This window comes from Prochlorococcus marinus XMU1405 (assembly GCF_017696275.1).
Classification (GTDB): domain Bacteria; phylum Cyanobacteriota; class Cyanobacteriia; order PCC-6307; family Cyanobiaceae; genus Prochlorococcus_A; species Prochlorococcus_A marinus_AB.
Genome location: NZ_JAAORF010000003.1, coordinates 378317 through 397869, shown reverse-complemented (window position 1 = coordinate 397869; position 19553 = coordinate 378317). Strand labels below are relative to the sequence as shown.

The following is a 19553-nucleotide window of genomic DNA, read 5'->3' as shown; positions in this document are numbered from 1 at the left end:
TTCAATCGTTAAGTTTATTACGTAAGATCTCGTATAAATTTAAATTATTCAAGCAATGACCTTGTTGAGCTAATTTAATTAAAATTGGCTTACTTTCAAGTGTTTTATTTAGGGAATCTAAAAAGTTATTATTTGATTCGTTGTCAAGAATCAAATCATTTTCTGATTTTATAAAAATAATTTTGCAATCTTTTCTTAAAAATACTGGAAAATCTCTATTTATGTAAAGTTCTTTTAAATCACTTAAAAGAAGAGTTTTATTTAAACTCTCTAGACTTTTATAAAAGATATTTTTAAAACTATTATTCATATGATTTGGCAAAAATGATCTATATATAAATTCTTTCAACATATCCTTAGGTTCATCTTTTTTGATTTTTGTTTCCATTCTTTTTAGAGACCTCAAAATAAAGTTTTTCTTATTACTTAAAGGAAGAAAATTATTAAAAGAATTTATAAGAACAATATGAGTTGCTTCTTTTAAAATTTTTTTTGGCATTAAATGAAAACCAAATGAATGGCATAAAGTCATTCTGATTTCTTTTTTAGATTCGCTTTTAATCCATTTTGCTTGATAATTATTTGTCGAAAAATAGCCCCTTTCATTATCTTGCCAATGCCAATTATTATTTAAAAAATCAACTTTATAATCATCCCAGAAATATTTATTTAGTCCCCATCCATGTTGAGTAATAATTTGTTTCATTTAAACTCTTTTAATACTGCAATGAAATTATTTAGCAGATTAAAATTTAAGTTTCTTCGTATTGTTATTCTGATTCTTGATTGCCCCACTGGAACAGTTGGGGGTCTTATCGCAATTGCTAAAAACCCATTTTCTTCGAGATATTTTTGTAGATAAATTGCTTTCTCTTCTTGGCCAACAATAATTGATAAAATGTGAGAATCTCCCTGAACTGGAAAACTAAAATTTTTAATAATTTCATCTTTCCATACATTCGCAGAAGATAACAAATCATTACCCCATTCTTTATTTTCTAAAATTTTTTTTAAACCTTCTAGTGCCCCAGCAGCCAAAGATGGCGCAAGTGCGGTTGTATACCTAAATGCACCACTTGTTTGGATAAGATATTCTCCAATTTCTGAATTGGAAGCTATGAAAGCTCCACCGCTTCCAAATGCTTTTCCAAAAGTTCCAGTAATCATAGTTATATCTGAACGACAATTAAAACTTAAACCCCTGCCTTCAGGGCCCAAGATCCCAATTGCATGAGCTTCGTCAACTAATAATTGAACACAATTTTTTTTGCAAATTTTAGTTATTTCTCTGAGCGGAGCAATTGATCCCTCCATGCTATAAAGAGATTCAACAACAACTAAAATGGAATTTTTTGTGGGGTTAGATTTAATAATTTTATCTTCTAAATCTTTTAAATTATTGTGTGAGAATCGAACTAGTTTTGCTTGAGAAGCTTTGACTCCAACCAATAAAGAGTTATGGATCAATTTATCTACTATTACAATACTATTTCTGTTTGCTAAAGCCTGGATAGCGGCTATATTTGCTTGAAATCCGCTTGGGAAAAGTAACACTTTCTCTTGATCAAGCCACTTGGCAAGTTCTGTTTCTAATAATTTATGTATTGGTCTTGAACCTGTAATAAACCTAGAGCTTCCTGAACCAATGCCTTCTAACAAGCTTATTTCGTAAGCAGCTTTTATTAAATCCTTGTCCCTGCTTAATCCAAAATAATCATTACTGCATAAGTCTATAAGTTTTTTATTTTGCGAATTTAAACTTAGAAGTTCGAAGGATTTTTTACCTAAAGAAAATGTTTTTAATTTACGGATTCTATTTTTTGGAATTTTTACTTTTTTCATTTTGGCAAAATATAATATAGTGGATTTAATTAAAAAGATTTAGATTTACTATTAAAGTTTGCAAGGTATTTTTTGTTTATTAATATCTATATAGATCATATATTAAGAAGTTAACTCATCCTCTCTTCAATCACAATTATTGCTTAATTTAGAGGAATATTTCCCTTTTCCGCTAGATGATTTCCAATTAGAAGCAATACGAGCTATTAATAGCGGAAATTCTGTTGTTTTAACAGCACCTACAGGTTCGGGTAAAACATTGATAGGTGAATTTGCTATATATAGAGGCTTATCTCATGACAGCAGAGTTTTTTATACAACACCTTTAAAGGCCCTATCAAACCAAAAGTTTAGAGATTTTGCTAATCAATATGGTGAGAATAAAGTTGGTCTTTTAACTGGAGATATAAGCATAAATAGAGAAGCACCAATCTTAGTCATGACGACTGAGATTTTTAGGAACATGCTTTATGGCGAATTTGATGAATTTGATGATCCCTTAGAAAATTTAGAATCTGTAATTCTTGATGAATGTCATTATATGAATGACCCCCAAAGAGGTACAGTTTGGGAAGAAACTATAATCCATTGCCCTACTAGAACTCAAATAATAGCTTTATCAGCAACAATAGCAAATGCAGATCAATTGCAAAATTGGATAGAAAAAGTTCATGGGCCTACAGTACTAATTCATAGTGATAAGAGACCAGTCCCACTTGATTTTATTTTTTGTAGTGTTAAAGGACTCCATCCACTTTTAAATAATAAGGGTAATGGAATTCATCCAAACTGTAAGATTTGGAGAGCTCCTAAAGGGCAGAAAATAAGAGGGAAAGTGGGCAGGATAATGCAACCAAAGTCTCCCTCAATTGGCTTTGTGATCTCGAAACTAGCTGAAAGAAATATGTTGCCAGCTATTTATTTTATTTTTAGTAGAAGAGGATGTGACAAGGCTATTGAGAATATAAAAGATTTAACTTTAGTAAGTTATTCAGAAGCAAGTATGATATCCCAAAAATTAGATGTTTATCTTAAAAATAATCAGGAAGCAATTAAAGATAAATCTCAATGCGAGGCATTAAAACGCGGTATTGCATCTCATCATGCTGGATTATTGCCTGCATGGAAAGAATTGGTTGAGGAATTATTTCAGCAAGGTTTAATAAAAGTTGTTTTTGCAACTGAAACTCTTGCTGCAGGAATAAATATGCCCGCAAGAACAACTGTTATTTCTTCTTTATCAAAAAGGACAGAAGATGGTCATAGATTATTATTTAGCAGTGAATTTTTGCAAATGTCAGGAAGAGCTGGAAGAAGAGGAAAAGATACCCAGGGATATGTTGTTACATTACAAACAAGATTCGAAGGTGCCAAAGAAGCAAGTGCACTGGCTATAAGCAAACCAAACGCTTTAGAAAGTCAATTCACTCCAAGCTATGGAATGGTACTTAATCTTTTACAAAGTTATACTTTAGAGAAGTCTAAAGAATTAATTAAAAGAAGTTTTGGTAGTTTTTTATATTTAGGTGAATCTTCAGGTGAGAATATAATTCTTGAAAATTTAGATAAGGATTTAATTGAGTTAAAAAAAATTACATCTAACATTTCATGGAAAGATTTTGATGCATACGAAAAGTTAAAAAATCGTCTTAAAGAAGAGAGAAGACTCTTGAAAATTTTAGAAAAACAATCAGCAGAAAAATTATCAGAAGAGATAACCAATGCACTTCCATATATTAAAGATGGAAGCTTAATTTCAATTAAAGCTCCCCAAATTAAAAGAAAAATTGTTCCAGGATTAATTTGTAAGAAAATATATGAATCCCAAAAAATTAAAAGTTTATTGTGTTTGACAATTGATAATTTATTTATTCTTATAAAACCCTCATACATAGTAAGTATTTTTAATGATTTAGATGCAATTGATGTCTTAGGACTTGAAGCGCCAAAGATGTATTTTTCTGGAGAGGTATTTAGGGGAGATGATATGTCGCAGTGTTATGTGGATCGAATTTTAGAAGTTTCTAAAAAAAATGATTTACAAACTCCACAATATGATTTGACAACGGAAGTTTTGGCACAAAAGCAACAAATTAATAATTTAGAAGAAACAGTTACTGATCATCCTGCACATAGATTTGGAGACTCCAAGAAATTAAAAAAATATAGAAAAAGAATTATTGATGTTGAACAAGAAATAAATATTAGAAAAAAACTTCTTGAGGATAAAGAAAATCATAACTGGAGAACTTTTACTGATTTGATTAAAATTTTGAATCATTTTGGTTGTTTAAATGATTTGGAATTGACAGAAGTTGGACAAACAGTTGGTGCAATAAGAAGTGAAAATGAATTATGGATTGGTCTTGTTTTAGTTAGTGGTTATTTAGACGATTTAGATCCTCCTGAGTTAGCTGCAATTATTCAAGCTATATGTGTTGATGTAAGGAGGCCTAATCTTTGGTGTAATTTCAAGCCTTCTTTAAAGGTAATAGATGTTTTTAATGAATTAGATGGTTTAAGAAAATTAGTCTCTTTTCAACAAAATAAGTTTCATATTGAAATTCCTATCTATTTAGAAACAGAGTTGACTGGAATTATTTCTGAATGGGCAAGAGGAAAAAAATGGAAAGATTTGGTTTTTAATACTTCATTAGACGAAGGTGATGTAGTGAGGATTATTAGAAGATCAATTGATGTTCTTTCTCAAGTGCAATACTGTATTGGTGTTAGTAATAAATTAAAAAGCAAAGCTAAGCTAGCATTAAAAGCTATTAATCGTTTTCCTGTTTCTGAATCTAATGATCTTATAAAAGTCTCTGAAGATATTAATCCTGCAACAAAAAGAATTGACAGTAATTTTTAAATTTTTTTAATCAAATCATTGAATTGATATTCATTGCTTCATCAAATTCATCTTCGTTTAAATAACCTGATTTAATTGTTGCCTCTTTTAAATTTAATGATTCTTTGAAGGCAAGGTTTGCAATTTCAGCTGCTTTTTCATAACCAACTTTTGGCACTATGGCTGTAACCAACATTAGTGAATTTTCTAAATTTAACTTCATTCTCTTTTGATTAGGTTCCATACCATCCACTAATTTTATTCTGAAGTTTTCTATTACATTTTTAAGTAATTTTAAGCTTGTGAGAATATTAAATCCAATAAGAGGTTTATATTCATTCATCTGTAAAGTGCCGCTAGAATTTGCCATTGAGACTGCATATTCAAGACCCATTATCTGAGTACAAACCATGGATAAGGCTTCGCATTGAGTTGGATTCACTTTACCCGGCATAATAGAACTTCCAGGTTCATTTTGAGGAATAATTAGTTCATATATTCCTGATCTTGGACCAGAAGATAGAATTTTTATATCATTTGAAATTTTAAATAATGCACCTGCTAATATTTTTATCTGACTCATTACTTGAGCAAGACGGTCATGCGAGGCCATGATAGAAAAATTATTTTTTGATTTATAGAACATTAGATTAGTATCATCGGAAATTGATTTTATAGACATTTCACAAAATCCTTTTGGACAATTAATCCCTGTACCAACCGCAGTTCCCCCCAGAGGTAAGAAATACAATTCATTCAGACTCATAATAATTGCATTCTCAGCATCTTTAAGTTGCTCTGACCATCCTGATATTTCTTGCCCAAAAGTAAGTGGAACTGCATCTTGAAAATGGGTTCTTCCTATCTTTATAAGGTTTTTCCATTCTTCACTTTTTTTATCAAGTACCTTAGTAAGTTCTCTGATCGTTGGAACTAAATTTTTGATTATTTCATTAACAACAGATATTTGAATAGCAGCAGGAAAAGTGTCATTAGTTGACTGAGATTTATTTACATCATCATTCGGATGAATTGGTTGATGACTACCAAGCTCTGAATTAGTTTTTAAAGCTGCAATATTTGAAATTACCTCATTAACATTCATATTTGTTTGCGTGCCACTACCTGTTTGCCAAACCTTTAAGGGAAACTGTGAATCGTGAAGCCCATCAAGTATTTCTGTACATGCCTCTACAATCAAATCTTTTTTCCTTTTATCTATTAAACCTAAATTGAAATTCGCAATTGAAGCAGCTTTTTTAATGAGGGTCAGTGAATAAATTAACTCAATTGGAATTAATTCTTCTCCAATAGAAAAATTTATTATCGATCTTTGTGTTTGAGCACCCCACAAAGCTTCCATGGGAACCTTTATAGTTCCCATACTATCTTTTTCAATCCTAAAGTTTTTGGTCATTATTCCTCTGAAAACACTAGTTTAACTTTGATAAGGTTTTCAGTAATCCTAGATACCTAACTTCTCCCATATTACACTTAAATTATTAAGATGAATTGAAGGATTAAAACATTCTTCTAAGTCACTTTGATCAATAAAATCCATAATTTCATTATCTCTCTCTATATTTTGTTTGAAATCCCCATTCTGAGTATTCCATGCCTGATGCGCATTTTTTTGTACTAAGCTATAAGCTTTTTCTCTAGACAAGCCCTTCTCTACAAGCAAAAGTAAAACTTTCTGACTAAAGATTACACCACCATATATATTTAAATTTTTGAGCATATTTTTTGGATAAACTTGTAAATTGCTTACTATATCTTGCATTTCCCTGAGCATAAAATGCAAGCAGATTGATACGTCAGGTAGCATGATACGTTCATTTGAACTATGGCTTATATCTCTTTCGTGCCAAAGTGGAACATTTTCAAGTGCTGTTAAGACGTAACTCCTCAAAATTCTTGCTAAACCACTTACTCTTTCACTTCGAATAGGATTTCTTTTATGAGGCATGGCAGAACTTCCTTTTTGCCCTTTTGTAAAGCCCTCCTCAACTTCCAAAACATCAGTTCTTTGTAAATTTCTTATTTCAGTTGCGAATCTATCTAAAGAAGCGCCAACTAGTGCAATAGTTTGCACATATTCTGCATGCCTGTCTCTTGATATAACCTGCGTACTTGCTGTATCAGGTTTTAAGCCGAGTAAATCACAAGTTATTTGTTCTACTTTAGGATTCGTATTAGCGTAAGTTCCCATTGCACCACTTATTTGTCCAATTGCTACGGAATCTTTCAGAGTTAACAATCTTTTTTTGTTCCTTATTATTTCTGCTAACCATCCAGCAAGTTTAAAACCGAAGGAAATTGGCTCACCATGAATTGCATGAGATCTGCCAATCATTAATGTATTTTTATGCTTCCTTGCTAATAATCTGACCTCATTTTCTAGGTTCTCAATTTCTTCTAATAACAATTCGCAAGAATCTACTAACTGAAGAGATAAGCCAGTATCAAGTACATCACTACTGGTCATGCCAACATGTATGTATCTTCCTGAATCTCCTACAAATTCATTAACGCTTGTAAGAAATGCTATGACATCATGTTTAACTTCTTTCTCAATTTCTGTAATTCTAGATTCATCAAACTTTGCATTTGAACGTATCTCTTTCATGGCATTCTCAGGGATTTTCCCGAGGGAAAAATTTGCTTCACATGCAGCTATTTCAACCTTAAGCCAACTCTGGAATTTTGCACTTTCAGTCCAGATTTCCCCCATTTCGGGTAATGTGTAACGCTCAATCACAATTTTTATTTATTATCAATTTAAACTTTATAACAAAATCGAATTATTGCCCTGTACCTTTAAAGATGTACTTGCCATTGAACATATTTGACTGATTATTATTTTCCTATGTAACATTTTTCTGGCTAATAAAGAAAACTTAAATATAAAAATGTTTACATATATGCCTTCGTTAATTATGGGTAATTTTTTAGTTCTTACTTAAAATTGAAAGGTATTAAAGAATTTGGATCTTAATCTTTTAGAAGTTCATCATTCAGTCTTTTTTTATTGATTAATATATGATTAAAAAAAGTAGATTAGATCTTTATCTTCTAAATAAAGGTTTATGTGAAACTCGTCAAAAAGCCCAAGGTTTAATTCTCGCGGGCAAGGTTAGAGATATCAATGGGAAAGTATTGGATAAACCTGGACAACAAGTATTAATTGGATCTGAGTTTTTTATTGATTCCGCGCCTATGTTTGTATCAAGGGGCGGCGAAAAATTATTGGAGGCATTTAAAAAACTTGAAATTAAAGTAAAAGACAAAATATGTATTGACGCAGGAATCTCTACTGGGGGTTTTACTGATTGCTTATTGCAACAAGGCGCAAAGTTAGTTTATGGGATAGATGTTGGTTATGGACAAACTGCATGGAAGATTAGAAATAACCCAAAAGTTATACTTTTTGAACGAACTAATATTCGAAATTTAAAACCTAATGATCTTTTATCTAGAAGTAATGAATTACCAAATTTTGTTGTTGCTGATTTGTCTTTTATTTCATTAAAGTTAGTTTTTAAATCTATTAGTAATTTATTAGAAGGTGATTGTATTGAGGGAATATTTTTAATTAAACCCCAATTTGAGGTAGGTAAAGATAAAGTCAGTAAAGGAGGTGTTGTTCGCAATCCTAAATTCCATACTGAGGCTATAGAGTCTGTTATCTATGCTGCTAAGAATTTCCAATGGAATATAAAGAATTTGATAGCTTCTCCGCTGGTAGGTCCTGCTGGGAATCATGAATATCTAGCTTGGATGACCTTAGGAAGTCAATCAAATAAAAGTATTAATAGTGAATATATACAAAATTTAGTAAAAGAAACTCTTTGAATTAAAGAGCTTCTTCGTCTTTGTCGCCAGTTCTAATTCTTACAACTGAATCAATTGATGTGATGAATATTTTTCCGTCACCTATCTCTCCAGTTTTTGCTGCTTCAGCAATCGCATCTATGACTGAATTAACCTTTTCATCTTCTACGACAACTTCTACTTTAAGTTTTTGAAGGAATTCCACTGTAAATTCTGAACCTCTATATCTTTCAACTTGTCCTTTTTGCCTTCCAAAACCTCTAACTTCACTAACTGTCATTCCAACAATACCGGAATTTACTAATGCAATTTTTACATCCTCCAACTTAAATGGACGTATGATTGCTTCAATTTTCTTCATGATTAAAGATTGAATATTTCTATTTTAATTGTTTTTTGGGAAAACATCCAACATTGAAATATCTGAAAAACATTCAATATTAAGGCCTGCATTCTTGGCGTCTTCAATTAATAGTTGGGAATTTTCTTCAGAAATTATTACTTTACTATTTGACAACGCTTCCCACTGATCATTCTCAAAGTGTGTTTGAAGCCATAACATTCCAATTGCAGTTTTTGGTTGAAGGGATTTATTTAAGTTGTTATCGATAGTTATCAAACAAATGTCCATTAATTTTTCATTGAACTAAACACATATAAACCTTTCGGCGGACATTATGAATGTTGCTGTTGATACAAAAATAAGATTTAACATCTTTTGACTTAGTCAATTGTAATACTTAGATTCGTTGATACTTTTGCGAATTTTTATCTTTATATATAGTTTTTATATAGGTTTAGTAAAAAAGTTCTACTAAAAATGAGTACAGCTAAATTAGAAGATTCGACTCAAAGACCGCTATATGGTGAGAGAATTATTGAAGAATCAAAAATAATTTGTTTCGATAATCCAAATAAGAAAAGAATTTATGAAATTTCTATTCAGTTACCTGAATTTACATGTAAGTGCCCCTTTTCTGGTTATCCAGATTTTGCAAAGCTAAATATTATTTATCAACCTAATTTGAAAGTCTATGAGTTGAAGTCTTTAAAGCTTTATATTAATAATTTTAGGGATATAAAAATATCACATGAGGAAGTTGTGAATAGAATTATGGATGATTTAGTGAATGAAGGATCACCTCACTGGATACATTTAAATGCTGCATTCAACCCCAGAGGGAATGTTTCTATGCAGTTAGATATTTTTAGTGGGCAGAAAAGAAGTTAAAAATTTTTTATTTCGTCTGATAATTTAAAAAATTCTTTTTTAAAACCTACTAGATTTTTATTACTAAGGCCTCCAATAGATAACTTTTGTGATTCTTTATTTACCAGAATCCATAATTGGTTAGTTGGTATAAGACTTATTATTGTTCCAAAAATTATTAAGAAAAAAGAAAAATAAATAAATGGTATGGACGGATCATTTTTAATTATTAATCCACTGCTGGGGATTATTTTTTTCAGAGATACTTTTGAAGAGTTAACTTCTAAAGGGTCGTCATTGATATAGAGATTATTCCCGGAAAAATTTTCTATATTCGAAATTTTAAGTGGACCATTTTCATTATTTATTGTTAAAAGGAAATTTTTTTTATTCTCCGATCCTAATTCAACTAAAACTCCCCAAACTTGATTACCGATTTCTGGAATCTCCTTTAATTGTAATTGATAAAGGATATTATCTATTTCTAAAACAACATTTGATATTGCCCAATCTGCTTGATAAATAGTTAATCCTTTAAACCTGATTGGGTGATTAACTTTGGTTGTTTTCATTTCATTTAAATTTAGATCTTCAGAAGAAAAATTTAATTTTGAAATAAACTGTTTGGGCACACCATCACTTTCTCGTTCTATAGAAAAATCGACTAATTTTACATTGGCTTTTGAGTTTGTGCTCTCATTAACAAGATCTAAAGTTTCTCCAGGCAGTAAATATTGTTCTTTTGATTGACTTGTAAAACTTCCATATGCTGAACCTATAAGTAAGACTATTAATCCGATATGTACAACTAAAGGACCGATTTTTCCAATTAACCCTTTTCTTGCAGAAATATGACTATTAAATTTGTATGTTTTCCATCCCTTTTTTTTAAGTAACAAATCTACTTTTGATATATGTTCTCCATCTTCATTGATTGGATGACTTGTAGTTAGTTGCAGTTTGCTAAATTTTTTTTCGCTCTTATATTCAATCCATTTTAATGAAGCTTTTAATGAAGGAATTTGCCTCCTGAAACTACAAGCTGCCAGAGAAATGCAAAGAAGAATTAATGTAAATAAAAACCAAAAGCTTGTATATATATGATCCAATTGAAGTTTTAAGACTTTTTCTCCATCTAAAAATCCAAAAATGGGAGCTCTATCGAAATTATCAATATAAAATTTATTATTATTATCTTGAGGGATAAAAGTACCTATGCCACTGGCAATAGCTATGAAGATTATAAGTGATATTGCGAATCTTAAACTTGATATTTTTAAAATTAGATTCTTAAAAATAATCATTTAAATCCAATTTGAAAATAAATTTAATAAACCTATTGCTACTAAAAATATCCCACTTAAGGTAGGAATTATTTGACTAAATTTTCTAAGCTCTAAAAAATTTTTTAAGTTTTCTGTTGTGGCTCCCGCAATAATTAGTGGAGAGACTTGGCCTATGCCAAAGAAAAATAAAAAAATAATTGAGATTATCGGGTTTTTAGCTTGCGATACCCAAGCAAGAAGAGTTGCTAAAACTGGAGTAATGCAAGGTGAAGAGGCTAGTCCAAAAGTAGTTCCTATTGCAAAAGGTGCTATGGGGGATGGTATCTTGTCCTCTATTTTTTTTAGATCAGGTCCATTCGGGAACTGAAACTTTAAAATTCCTAGTAAATTTAAACCCATTATTATTGCTATCAAGGCAACAATCGAAGTGTAATAAGCTGGAATTTGCCCGTATATTTTACCTAAGAATCCACTCGCAGCCCCCAGTGCAACAAGCGAAAAAACTACTCCTCCTGAAAAACTAATAAGTTTAAATTTATTTTTCTCCGTTCCTCCTATATAAGCAATTGTCACTGGAAGTAATGATAATGAGCATGGTCCAAGACTTGTTAAAAGTCCTGCGCTGAAAACCAAAAATATAGTAAATGGACCAGGACTATTAAGACCATTCTGCATAAGCAGATTACCCTTTTGAGAAAATTCTGAAATAATTAAATTAAATGATTCGATAGCTTAAATTAAATCTTTTAAATTCTAACTAATTAAGAGTCTTTCGTGTATTAATCATACCAATCAAACCTGTTGACTCTAATGAACATCTCACTAACATTCCTGCAATAAAAAAAGAAGCTATTAATGAATTGCCACCATAACTAATGAAGGGTAGTGGTAAGCCTGTAGTAGGCATTGAACCTGTTGCTACAGCAATATGCATTATTGATTGACCAGTCAACAATACACCACATCCGATAGCAACTAATTTTGTATAGTTGTTCCTGCACTTAAGACTAATTCTTAAACTTATATAAGAGAATACTGCTAAAAATCCCAAGAATAAAGTACACCCCAATAAACCAAATTCTTCCGCAAAAATGGCAAAAATAAAATCTGTATACATAAACGGTAGATACTGTAATTTTTGTATGGACAGTCCAAAACCTTTGCCAAATAGACCACCTGAACCTATAGCTAATAAACTCTGAACTAATTGAAATCCATTTTCTTGTTGATCTTTCCAAGGATTTATAAATGAAGTAACTCTCAGTTTTTGATATTCGTTATTAAGGATGCTGATACATCCAGTAATGAAACCTATTGAAGCAAATGAGCAAAGAGAGCTAAGTTTTACTCCTCCACATAAACCCATTACCCAAAGAAGAATTCCAGTTAATGAAGCAGTACTTAAATTAGGCTGTTTTAGTATTAATAAAATTAATAAACCAAAGGATATTATTGAAATTAATTTTTTATCATTCTTCACTAGATTCCAATGTGCGAAAAGATTAGAAGCTTCTAGAATTAGAAAAGGTTTAATTAATTCAGATGGCTGCAGACGTAAACTGCCAAGCACTAGCCATCTTGAAGATCCATTAACTGTAATTCCAGTAAAATTTGTAAGGAAAATGAGAAAGAATAAAATGTAAAAAATAATTCTTGAAAACTTTAAAAGATTTCTAATGTTTGTATTAAGAAGGAAATAAAAAAGACCAATTCCTGGAATTGTCCAAATGATTTGTTTTTTAAGGAAATAAGCCCAATGTCCCATTTCCCTACTAGCTACCCACCAACTTGATGATCCTAGTATGCATATTCCTAATATTGACCAAATTCCAATGAGGACAATGAGGATTTTTGCCTCGTAAGGCCATATCGTCCAAGGTAATGGAAATATAGAATCTGTTAAATTGCTTAAATTTTTCTTGTAACTAGAACTAAAGGTTTTTTTTCTTTTAGAAATTCTTTTATATTTTATTTTTTCTTGACTTATCTCCAACTTTTTAGATGTATATGTACTATTGAGACGTTTAATTGTGATTTTGCCAAGTCTTTTATTAACGTTTTTAAGTGTTAAAGCAATTAAAAAGATGACTTTGAATAAATTTTATTTTTGAAGAATAAAGTAAAAAGTGGTCTATGAATTCATCATAAATCTTAAGAATTAATTTTTTATAAAAAAAAACTAGCTAAAAGGTACCTCTCCGTGATAGATTCCGTGAGTTTATATACTTATTTCAAACCATAAAGAGGAGTTTTTAAGCTATGTTCACATCAGTGGACTCAAATAGAAAAAAACTTGAGCATCCTTCTAATGAGAATGTTCAATTTCCTCAATCCCTAAATAATCCGATCATCAAAGAAAGTAAATCTGGCATTGCCAATCTAATAGATTATTTGCTTTCTCAAAATGACGAATACACAAAATTGCAATTAACAATTTTTGGAATTACTTTTATTGTTTCTATTTTTTTAGCATCAATAACTGGAATTTTTCTAGGCTTTACTTTTGGTTTTAGTATTTTTACAGGTGCAATTGCCGGCATTTTTTACCTACGTTTGCTTGCCAAAAGTATAGGGAAACTTGGTAAAGAATCATCAGGTGTATCAAAATTGCAACTATTAGTTCCAGTTTGCCTCTTTATTTTTGCGAGCAAGCTAGGATCTTTAGATATTTTTCCTGCGATGATAGGTTTTTTTATTTATAAGCCTTCACTCATTCTTTATTTTTCACGTTATTAAGTAAATTTTTTTATTCAAAACAAATGTTTTTTAATTCCTTGCTAACAAATTTTGCAGCATTAGAAGTTGGTCAACATCTTTATTGGCAAATTGGAAATATCAGACTACATGGGCAGGTATTTTTAACATCTTGGATTTTATTAGGAGCTTTATTAGTTTTTATTTCTTTAGGAACTAAAAAAATGGAAAATGATCCTAAAGGCCTTCAAAACTTGCTTGAGTTCCTCTGGGATTACATAAGAGATCTTGCTAGGACTCAAATAGGTGAAAAAGTATACAGAGATTGGATGCCATTTATAGGTACTTTATTTTTATTCGTCTTTGTTAGTAATTGGGGAGGAGCTTTAATTCCTTGGAGATTGATTAAGTTACCAAGTGGAGAATTAGGAGCACCTACTGCAGATATCAATACAACTATAGCTTTGGCTTTATTGGTGTCGCTTTCTTATTTCTATGCAGGTTTAAGCAATAAGGGTTGGAGATACTTCGAATATTATGTTCATCCAACTCCTATTATGCTTCCCTTCAAAATTCTAGAGGACTTTACAAAACCTTTATCACTCTCTTTCAGGCTATTTGGAAATATTTTGGCTGATGAGCTTGTTGTTGGTGTTCTAGTCTTTTTGGTACCGCTAATTCTCCCAATACCTGTTATGTTCCTTGGATTATTTACTAGTGCAATTCAGGCATTGATTTTTGCAACTTTAGCGGCCTACTACATTGGAGAAGCTGTTGAAGAACATCATTAGCTGTTTTCTAGTACATGCAGACGCTTTTACAAAGGGTCTGTAATCTGGCAAAATATCTAATCGCGTAGGTCTGAAAATATCAGACCCATTCTTAAAACAAAGGATGTCCAAGCGTGTATGACAACAAAGATTATCACAAGTATTAAGCTCTTTATTTCAAAATTATGGATTCGATTACTTCCGCTGCATCAGTTGTAGCTGCTGGTTTAGCAGTTGGTCTAGGTGCTATTGGCCCAGGTCTTGGACAAGGTAACGCAGCTCAAGGTGCTGTTGAGGGTATTGCCCGTCAGCCAGAAGCTGAAGGCAAAATCAGAGGAACTCTTCTTTTGTCTTTCGCTTTCATGGAGTCATTAACAATTTACGGATTAGTTGTGGCTTTGGTACTACTTTTTGCGAATCCTTTTTCCTAAAAGTTAATATTGCTTCTAATTATTATTAGCAATATTTAAATTTATTTTTTAACTTCAACTGAATCATATGTTGGCCTTTAATTTTTTTGGTGCTACAGAAGGTGGATTATTTGATATTAATGCCACTTTGCCACTAATGGCAATACAAGTAGTTGCGCTTACTTACATATTAAATTCTCTCTTTTTTAAGCCTGTTGGCAATGTTGTAGAAAAAAGAGAAAAGTTTGTAAGTAATAATATTATTGAGGCCAAAAATAAACTTTCTGAGGTTAAAAAATTAGAAGCTGATTTATTAACTCAGCTTCAAAGTGCTCGTTCAGAAGCCCAAAGAATTGTTAGCGAAGCTGAGAATGAGTCTGACAAGCTTTATAAAGAAGCACTAGAACTTGCTAATAATGAAGCAAATGCTTCAAAAGAAAAGGCAAGACTAGAAATTGAAAGTCAGACGTCCGCTGCTCGTGATCAACTTTCTAAACAGGCTGATGATCTAAGCGAACTTATTGTTAATAGATTGATTCTAGAAAAATGAATTTAACTCTTTTAGCTACAGAAGGTTTTGGATTGAACTTCAATTTATTCGAAACTAATATCCTTAATTGGGCTGTAGTGGTTTTCGGTCTTTATAAATTTTTGCCTGGTTTCTTAGGTAAAATGCTTCAAAAAAGGAGAGAAGGAATCCTTCTTGAATTAAAAGATGCTGAAGATCGACTCCAAAATGCAACTCAAGCTTTAGAAAAGGCGAAGAAAGATTTATCTTCAGCAGAAGAAAAAGCTTCTCAAATTAAAGCTGATTCTCTTAAAAGATCTGAATCAATCAGAATGGAAAGCGAGAAAAAAGCGATAGAGGAGATGGCACGAATTAAACAAAGTGCAATCTCTGATGAAAGCTCTGAAGCATCCAGAGCAATTTCTCAACTAAGAAAAGAAGCTGTTGAACTGGCAATTAAGAAAGCTTTAGAATCTCTCCCAAATCGACTTGATAAAACAACACAAGAAAATTTGGTAACTCAATCAATTAACAATATTGAGGTGAACTAATGCCACTTTTAAATTCAGTTACTACACCATACGCAGAGGCATTACTTCAAGTTGTGAATGAAAATTCGCAAACTGAAGAGATGGTTTCTGAGGTTAAACAACTTTTGGAATTAATAAATGATTCCCCTGAATTGGAGAAGGCATTATCCTCTCCCATTTTAGAGACAGATGCTAAGAAGAAAATCATTATTGAAATTTTTTCAAATAAGGTTAATTCTTCTTTACTGAATTTCTTAAAATTATTGGCCGATAGGCAAAGAATTGGAATCCTCACTTCAATTCTTGATAGGTTTTTAGAGATTTACAGAGAAAATAGTAATATTGCTTTGGCAACTGTTACTTCTGCAGTCGAGCTTACTGATGAACAGAAAGGTTTAATTACCAAAAAGATCATCAATATTGCTGGAACTGAAAAATTAGAACTTGTAACTAAAATCGACCCATCTCTTATTGGTGGTTTCGTCGCCAGTGTAGGATCAAAAGTAATTGATGCTTCCCTTGCTTCACAAATTAGAAAACTTGGCTTATCCCTTTCCAAGTAACTTTTAAATCAACCTTAAATTCTTAAATCCATGGTATCTATACGCCCTGATGAAATCAGTTCAATCTTAAAACAACAAATAACTGATTATGACCAATCTGTAAGTGTTAGCAATGTAGGAACTGTTCTGCAAATCGGTGATGGCATTGCAAGAATATATGGCTTAGATCAGGTCATGGCAGGTGAGTTATTGGAATTTGAAGATGGTACCGAAGGTATAGCTTTAAATCTTGAAGATGATAATGTTGGAGCCGTTTTGATGGGAGAGGCACTTGGTGTCCAAGAAGGAAGTAACGTTAAGTCCACAGGTAAAATCGCATCTGTTCCAGTTGGTGAAGCAATGCAGGGGAGAGTTGTTAATCCTCTAGGGCAACCAATAGATGGGAAAGGGGAAATTCCTACGAGTGACACTAGATTGATTGAAGAAATGGCTCCAGGAATAATCAAGAGAAGATCAGTGCATGAACCAATGCAAACAGGTATTACATCTATTGATGCAATGATTCCTGTTGGAAGAGGTCAAAGAGAATTAATTATTGGTGATAGACAAACAGGAAAATCTGCTATTGCTATCGATACGATAATCAACCAAAAAGGCCAAGACGTAGTTTGTGTTTACGTAGCTATTGGTCAGAAGTCAGCATCAGTAGCAAACATCGTAGAGGTATTAAGAGAGAGAGGAGCACTAGATTATACAGTCGTAGTTAGTGCAGGAGCTTCTGAACCTGCTGCTTTACAGTACTTAGCACCTTATACCGGTGCAGCAATTGCTGAACATTTCATGTATCAGGGTAAAGCAACACTTGTTATTTATGATGATTTAACAAAACAAGCTCAGGCTTATAGACAAATGTCTCTTCTTTTAAAAAGACCACCAGGAAGAGAAGCTTATCCTGGAGACGTTTTCTATCTACACAGTAGGTTACTAGAAAGAGCAGCAAAACTTTCTGATGCTATGGGAGGAGGCTCTATGACAGCTCTTCCAATTATTGAAACTCAGGCAGGGGACGTTTCGGCTTACATCCCAACTAATGTTATTTCAATTACAGATGGACAAATATTCTTGAGTGCAGATTTATTTAACTCAGGATTAAGACCCGCAATTAATGTAGGTATTTCAGTTAGCCGTGTTGGAGGTGCCGCTCAGACAAAAGCAATTAAAAAAATTGCAGGAACTTTAAAACTAGAACTAGCACAGTTTGATGAACTAGCTGCTTTTTCTCAATTTGCATCTGATCTTGATGAAGCAACTCAGCAACAACTTGAAAGAGGTAAAAGACTAAGAGAATTATTAAAGCAACCTCAATTCTCCCCACTTAACCTTGCAGAACAAGTTGCAGTAGTTTACGCAGGAGTTAAAGGTCTTATTGATGAGGTGCCTGTTGAAGATGTTACTAAATTTGCAACTGAACTTAGGGAATACCTAAAGTTAAATAAATCAGAATTTATAGAAGAAATTCTTAAAGAAAAGAAATTAAATGATGGATTAGAAGCAACACTAAAAGAGGTGATAAATGAAGTTAAATCATCAATGCTTGCCACAGTTTAAATTTATTTAAGGAGATACCATGGCAAATCTTAAAGAGATTAGAGATCGAATCGTTTCTGTTAAAAATACAAGAAAAATAACGGAGGCCATGAGACTTGTTGCAGCTGCAAAAGTTAGGAGAGCTCAAGATCAAGTTCTTAAGAGTAGACCTTTTGCAGATAAACTTGCTCGGGTCTTAGAAAATATCCAATCTAGAGTTCAATTTGAGGCTGTCGACTCTCCTTTATTATCCAAGAGAGAAGTCAAGAGCATCACTTTGGTTTGCATAACAGCGGATAGAGGTTTATGCGGTGGTTACAATACTAATATAATAAAAAAGGTAGAAATAAGATACGCAGAATTAGTCAAACAAGGGTACCAGCCAAATTTAATTTTGGTAGGGAAGAAAGCTATTGGATATTTTCAAAATAGAAAGGATAGATATGTAATTAAAAGTACTTTCAAAGAACTAGAACAGGTACCCACAGTCAAGGACTCTGAAGGAGTAACAAATGAAATTTTAGCTGAATTTCTCTCAGAAGATTCTGATAGGGTGGAAATTATTTACACGAAATTCATAACTCTAGTCAGCTGCGCTCCTGTCGTTCAAACGCTATTGCCACTTGACCCTCAAGGAATTGCTGAGGAAAACGATGAAATTTTTAGGTTGACTACAAAAGATAGTAAGTTACTTGTTGAAAAATCAAATATGGAAAAAAGTGATTCAGAGAAGTTGCCATCAGATATTGTTTTTGAACAAAGTCCTGATCAACTATTAGATTCCTTATTACCATTATATTTACAGAATCAGGTACTAAGAGCTCTTCAAGAGTCAGCAGCTTCAGAACTCGCTTGCAGGATGACTGCTATGAATAATGCGAGTGATAATGCTAAAGAATTAGCAAGTACTTTGAATCTAACCTATAACAAAGCTAGGCAAGCAGCTATTACTCAAGAAATATTAGAGGTTGTAGGAGGTTCTGCAGTTTAGCAATAAGATTTAGGATATGCCTGAATACAATATCAAAGTTCAATTTGAGCAAAAGACTTTTAGTTTTTTATGTTCTGAAGATCAAGATATTATTTCAGCGGCAAAAATGAATGGAATAGATTTACCAAGTAGTTGTTGTTCAGGAGTTTGTACAGATTGTGCATCCATGATATTGGAAGGATCTGTAGATCAAGAAGATGCTATGGGATTAAATGATGATTTGAGGGAAAAGGGCTTTGCACTTTTATGTGTGGCATATCCCAAGTCGGATTTGAATATTGTTATTGGTAAAGAAGTCGAAGATGATTTGTATAATGATCAATTTGGTAAATATCAAAAATGAAATTAAGTTCAGTTGATTACTATTTAGATTGGCCAGCTTCAATAAAAGTAAAAAATTTAAGGAAATTCATCATTGCAAATTTAGAAAAAAAAGGTGATTTAATTCGATGGTCAATTGTTGATATTCAAAATTCTATTGACTCTTTTGGAACAAAAAAACTTAAAATTAAAGCTGTCTTAGCTAATTAAGAAATATAAATT

22 protein-coding genes are annotated in these 19553 nt (G+C 32.0%); 13 read left to right on the top strand and 9 right to left on the bottom strand.

Annotation, left to right across the window (positions count from 1 at the left end; genetic code table 11):
* Position 1: 1 nt before the first annotated feature.
* Positions 2 to 706: a hypothetical protein gene (locus HA148_RS08240; protein WP_209131826.1), complete on the bottom strand. Its 705-nt coding sequence runs from the start codon at positions 704 to 706 to the stop codon at positions 2 to 4.
* A complete protein-coding gene (locus HA148_RS08235) occupies positions 703 to 1842 on the bottom strand; it encodes an aminotransferase class I/II-fold pyridoxal phosphate-dependent enzyme (RefSeq protein ID WP_209131824.1) in 1140 nt (379 codons plus the stop codon). Before HA148_RS08235 ends, HA148_RS08240 begins: the two co-directional genes overlap by 4 nt.
* Positions 1843 to 1981: 139 nt before the next feature.
* Between HA148_RS08235 and HA148_RS08230 the strand changes: the two genes are divergently transcribed.
* Positions 1982 to 4708 (top strand): DEAD/DEAH box helicase, encoded by a 2727-nt coding sequence (locus HA148_RS08230; RefSeq protein WP_209131821.1) that lies wholly within the window; start codon positions 1982 to 1984, stop codon positions 4706 to 4708.
* 10 nt (positions 4709 to 4718) lie between these two features.
* On the opposite strand, the gene HA148_RS08225 is transcribed toward HA148_RS08230, so the two are convergent.
* Together HA148_RS08225 and purB are read right to left on the bottom strand one after the other, a co-directional pair.
* Entirely contained in the window at positions 4719 to 6104 is a 1386-nt protein-coding gene (locus HA148_RS08225; RefSeq protein WP_209131819.1) for a class II fumarate hydratase, read from the bottom strand.
* A gap of 48 nt (positions 6105 to 6152) precedes the next feature.
* Positions 6153 to 7448: an adenylosuccinate lyase gene (purB, locus tag HA148_RS08220; protein ID WP_209131816.1), complete on the bottom strand. Its 1296-nt coding sequence runs from the start codon at positions 7446 to 7448 to the stop codon at positions 6153 to 6155.
* 281 nt (positions 7449 to 7729) lie between these two features.
* On the opposite strand from purB, the gene HA148_RS08215 reads away from it, so the two are divergent.
* Positions 7730 to 8542, top strand: coding sequence for a TlyA family RNA methyltransferase (locus tag HA148_RS08215; protein ID WP_209131814.1), 813 nt, complete (start codon positions 7730 to 7732; stop codon positions 8540 to 8542).
* Between the two features lies 1 nt (position 8543).
* Here the strand turns inward: HA148_RS08215 and HA148_RS08210 are convergent, their stop codons facing one another.
* Positions 8544 to 8882 carry a P-II family nitrogen regulator gene (locus HA148_RS08210; protein WP_011377098.1) on the bottom strand — a complete coding sequence of 113 codons (339 nt, stop codon included), beginning with the start codon at positions 8880 to 8882 and terminating at the stop codon, positions 8544 to 8546.
* A gap of 24 nt (positions 8883 to 8906) precedes the next feature.
* Positions 8907 to 9152, bottom strand: coding sequence for a hypothetical protein (locus tag HA148_RS08205; RefSeq protein ID WP_209131812.1), 246 nt, complete (start codon positions 9150 to 9152; stop codon positions 8907 to 8909).
* 189 nt (positions 9153 to 9341) lie between these two features.
* Between HA148_RS08205 and queF the strand changes: the two genes are divergently transcribed.
* Positions 9342 to 9752 carry a preQ(1) synthase gene (gene queF, locus HA148_RS08200; protein ID WP_209131810.1) on the top strand — a complete coding sequence of 137 codons (411 nt, stop codon included), beginning with the start codon at positions 9342 to 9344 and terminating at the stop codon, positions 9750 to 9752.
* Here queF and HA148_RS08195 read toward each other — a convergent pair.
* From HA148_RS08195 to HA148_RS08185, 3 genes are all read right to left on the bottom strand, one after another.
* Complete coding sequence (locus HA148_RS08195) at positions 9749 to 11035, bottom strand: cytochrome c biogenesis protein ResB (RefSeq protein ID WP_209131808.1); 1287 nt, start codon at positions 11033 to 11035, stop codon at positions 9749 to 9751. The genes queF and HA148_RS08195 overlap by 4 nt on opposite strands.
* A complete protein-coding gene (locus HA148_RS08190; RefSeq protein ID WP_209131806.1) occupies positions 11036 to 11692 on the bottom strand; it encodes a cytochrome c biogenesis protein CcdA in 657 nt (218 codons plus the stop codon). It abuts the gene before it with no gap.
* Between the two features lie 82 nt (positions 11693 to 11774).
* The gene (locus HA148_RS08185) at positions 11775 to 13010 is read right to left on the bottom strand and encodes an FtsW/RodA/SpoVE family cell cycle protein (RefSeq protein ID WP_209131804.1); all 1236 of its coding nucleotides are present in this window, start codon (positions 13008 to 13010) and stop codon (positions 11775 to 11777) included.
* A gap of 266 nt (positions 13011 to 13276) precedes the next feature.
* Here HA148_RS08185 and HA148_RS08180 point away from each other — a divergent pair, with 266 nt between their 5' ends.
* The 10 genes from HA148_RS08180 (at position 13277) to HA148_RS08135 (ending at position 19541) form a co-directional block, all read left to right on the top strand.
* Entirely contained in the window at positions 13277 to 13753 is a 477-nt protein-coding gene (locus tag HA148_RS08180) for a hypothetical protein (protein ID WP_209131801.1), read from the top strand.
* A 23-nt stretch (positions 13754 to 13776) separates the two neighbouring features.
* Positions 13777 to 14502, top strand: coding sequence for a F0F1 ATP synthase subunit A (gene atpB / locus HA148_RS08175; protein WP_011863567.1), 726 nt, complete (start codon positions 13777 to 13779; stop codon positions 14500 to 14502).
* A gap of 164 nt (positions 14503 to 14666) precedes the next feature.
* Positions 14667 to 14912 (top strand): ATP synthase F0 subunit C, encoded by a 246-nt coding sequence (gene atpE / locus HA148_RS08170; protein WP_002805169.1) that lies wholly within the window; start codon positions 14667 to 14669, stop codon positions 14910 to 14912.
* A gap of 67 nt (positions 14913 to 14979) precedes the next feature.
* On the top strand, positions 14980 to 15441 hold the full coding sequence (locus HA148_RS08165; protein WP_209131799.1) for a F0F1 ATP synthase subunit B': 462 nt from the start codon (positions 14980 to 14982) through the stop codon (positions 15439 to 15441).
* Positions 15438 to 15950, top strand: coding sequence for a F0F1 ATP synthase subunit B (locus tag HA148_RS08160; RefSeq protein ID WP_209131797.1), 513 nt, complete (start codon positions 15438 to 15440; stop codon positions 15948 to 15950). The genes HA148_RS08165 and HA148_RS08160 overlap by 4 nt, the downstream gene beginning before the upstream one ends.
* Positions 15950 to 16492 (top strand): ATP synthase F1 subunit delta, encoded by a 543-nt coding sequence (gene atpH, locus HA148_RS08155; protein ID WP_025930851.1) that lies wholly within the window; start codon positions 15950 to 15952, stop codon positions 16490 to 16492. The genes HA148_RS08160 and atpH overlap by 1 nt, the downstream gene beginning before the upstream one ends.
* 30 nt (positions 16493 to 16522) lie before the next feature.
* Positions 16523 to 18040, top strand: coding sequence for a F0F1 ATP synthase subunit alpha (gene atpA, locus HA148_RS08150; RefSeq protein WP_011819066.1), 1518 nt, complete (start codon positions 16523 to 16525; stop codon positions 18038 to 18040).
* A 19-nt stretch (positions 18041 to 18059) separates the two neighbouring features.
* Positions 18060 to 19010, top strand: a complete 951-nt coding sequence (locus HA148_RS08145) for a F0F1 ATP synthase subunit gamma (protein ID WP_209131795.1) — start codon at positions 18060 to 18062, stop codon at positions 19008 to 19010.
* Positions 19011 to 19026: 16 nt separating this feature from the next.
* On the top strand, positions 19027 to 19353 hold the full coding sequence (locus tag HA148_RS08140) for a 2Fe-2S iron-sulfur cluster-binding protein (RefSeq protein ID WP_011819064.1): 327 nt from the start codon (positions 19027 to 19029) through the stop codon (positions 19351 to 19353).
* Positions 19350 to 19541 carry a hypothetical protein gene (locus HA148_RS08135; RefSeq protein WP_209131793.1) on the top strand — a complete coding sequence of 64 codons (192 nt, stop codon included), beginning with the start codon at positions 19350 to 19352 and terminating at the stop codon, positions 19539 to 19541. The genes HA148_RS08140 and HA148_RS08135 overlap by 4 nt, the downstream gene beginning before the upstream one ends.
* Positions 19542 to 19553 lie beyond the last annotated feature (12 nt).

Bases quoted from the DNA above. Each gene is read 5' to 3' on its own strand.
- HA148_RS08195 (WP_209131808.1), bottom strand. From the start codon at position 11,035: ATGATTATTTTTAAGAATCTAATTTTAAAAATATCAAGTTTAAGATTC.
- HA148_RS08240 (WP_209131826.1), bottom strand. From the start codon at position 706: ATGAAACAAATTATTACTCAACATGGATGGGGACTAAATAAATATTTC.
- HA148_RS08235 (WP_209131824.1), bottom strand. From the start codon at position 1,842: ATGAAAAAAGTAAAAATTCCAAAAAATAGAATCCGTAAATTAAAAACA.
- HA148_RS08140 (WP_011819064.1), top strand. From the start codon at position 19,027: ATGCCTGAATACAATATCAAAGTTCAATTTGAGCAAAAGACTTTTAGT.
- HA148_RS08225 (WP_209131819.1), bottom strand. From the start codon at position 6,104: ATGACCAAAAACTTTAGGATTGAAAAAGATAGTATGGGAACTATAAAG.
- atpH (WP_025930851.1), top strand. From the start codon at position 15,950: ATGCCACTTTTAAATTCAGTTACTACACCATACGCAGAGGCATTACTT.
- HA148_RS08215 (WP_209131814.1), top strand. From the start codon at position 7,730: ATGATTAAAAAAAGTAGATTAGATCTTTATCTTCTAAATAAAGGTTTA.
- queF (WP_209131810.1), top strand. From the start codon at position 9,342: ATGAGTACAGCTAAATTAGAAGATTCGACTCAAAGACCGCTATATGGT.
- atpE (WP_002805169.1), top strand. From the start codon at position 14,667: ATGGATTCGATTACTTCCGCTGCATCAGTTGTAGCTGCTGGTTTAGCA.
- atpB (WP_011863567.1), top strand. From the start codon at position 13,777: ATGTTTTTTAATTCCTTGCTAACAAATTTTGCAGCATTAGAAGTTGGT.
- atpA (WP_011819066.1), top strand. From the start codon at position 16,523: ATGGTATCTATACGCCCTGATGAAATCAGTTCAATCTTAAAACAACAA.
- HA148_RS08210 (WP_011377098.1), bottom strand. From the start codon at position 8,882: ATGAAGAAAATTGAAGCAATCATACGTCCATTTAAGTTGGAGGATGTA.
- HA148_RS08190 (WP_209131806.1), bottom strand. From the start codon at position 11,692: ATGCAGAATGGTCTTAATAGTCCTGGTCCATTTACTATATTTTTGGTT.
- HA148_RS08165 (WP_209131799.1), top strand. From the start codon at position 14,980: ATGTTGGCCTTTAATTTTTTTGGTGCTACAGAAGGTGGATTATTTGAT.
- HA148_RS08205 (WP_209131812.1), bottom strand. From the start codon at position 9,152: ATGGACATTTGTTTGATAACTATCGATAACAACTTAAATAAATCCCTT.
- HA148_RS08160 (WP_209131797.1), top strand. From the start codon at position 15,438: ATGAATTTAACTCTTTTAGCTACAGAAGGTTTTGGATTGAACTTCAAT.
- HA148_RS08180 (WP_209131801.1), top strand. From the start codon at position 13,277: ATGTTCACATCAGTGGACTCAAATAGAAAAAAACTTGAGCATCCTTCT.
- HA148_RS08145 (WP_209131795.1), top strand. From the start codon at position 18,060: ATGGCAAATCTTAAAGAGATTAGAGATCGAATCGTTTCTGTTAAAAAT.
- HA148_RS08135 (WP_209131793.1), top strand. From the start codon at position 19,350: ATGAAATTAAGTTCAGTTGATTACTATTTAGATTGGCCAGCTTCAATA.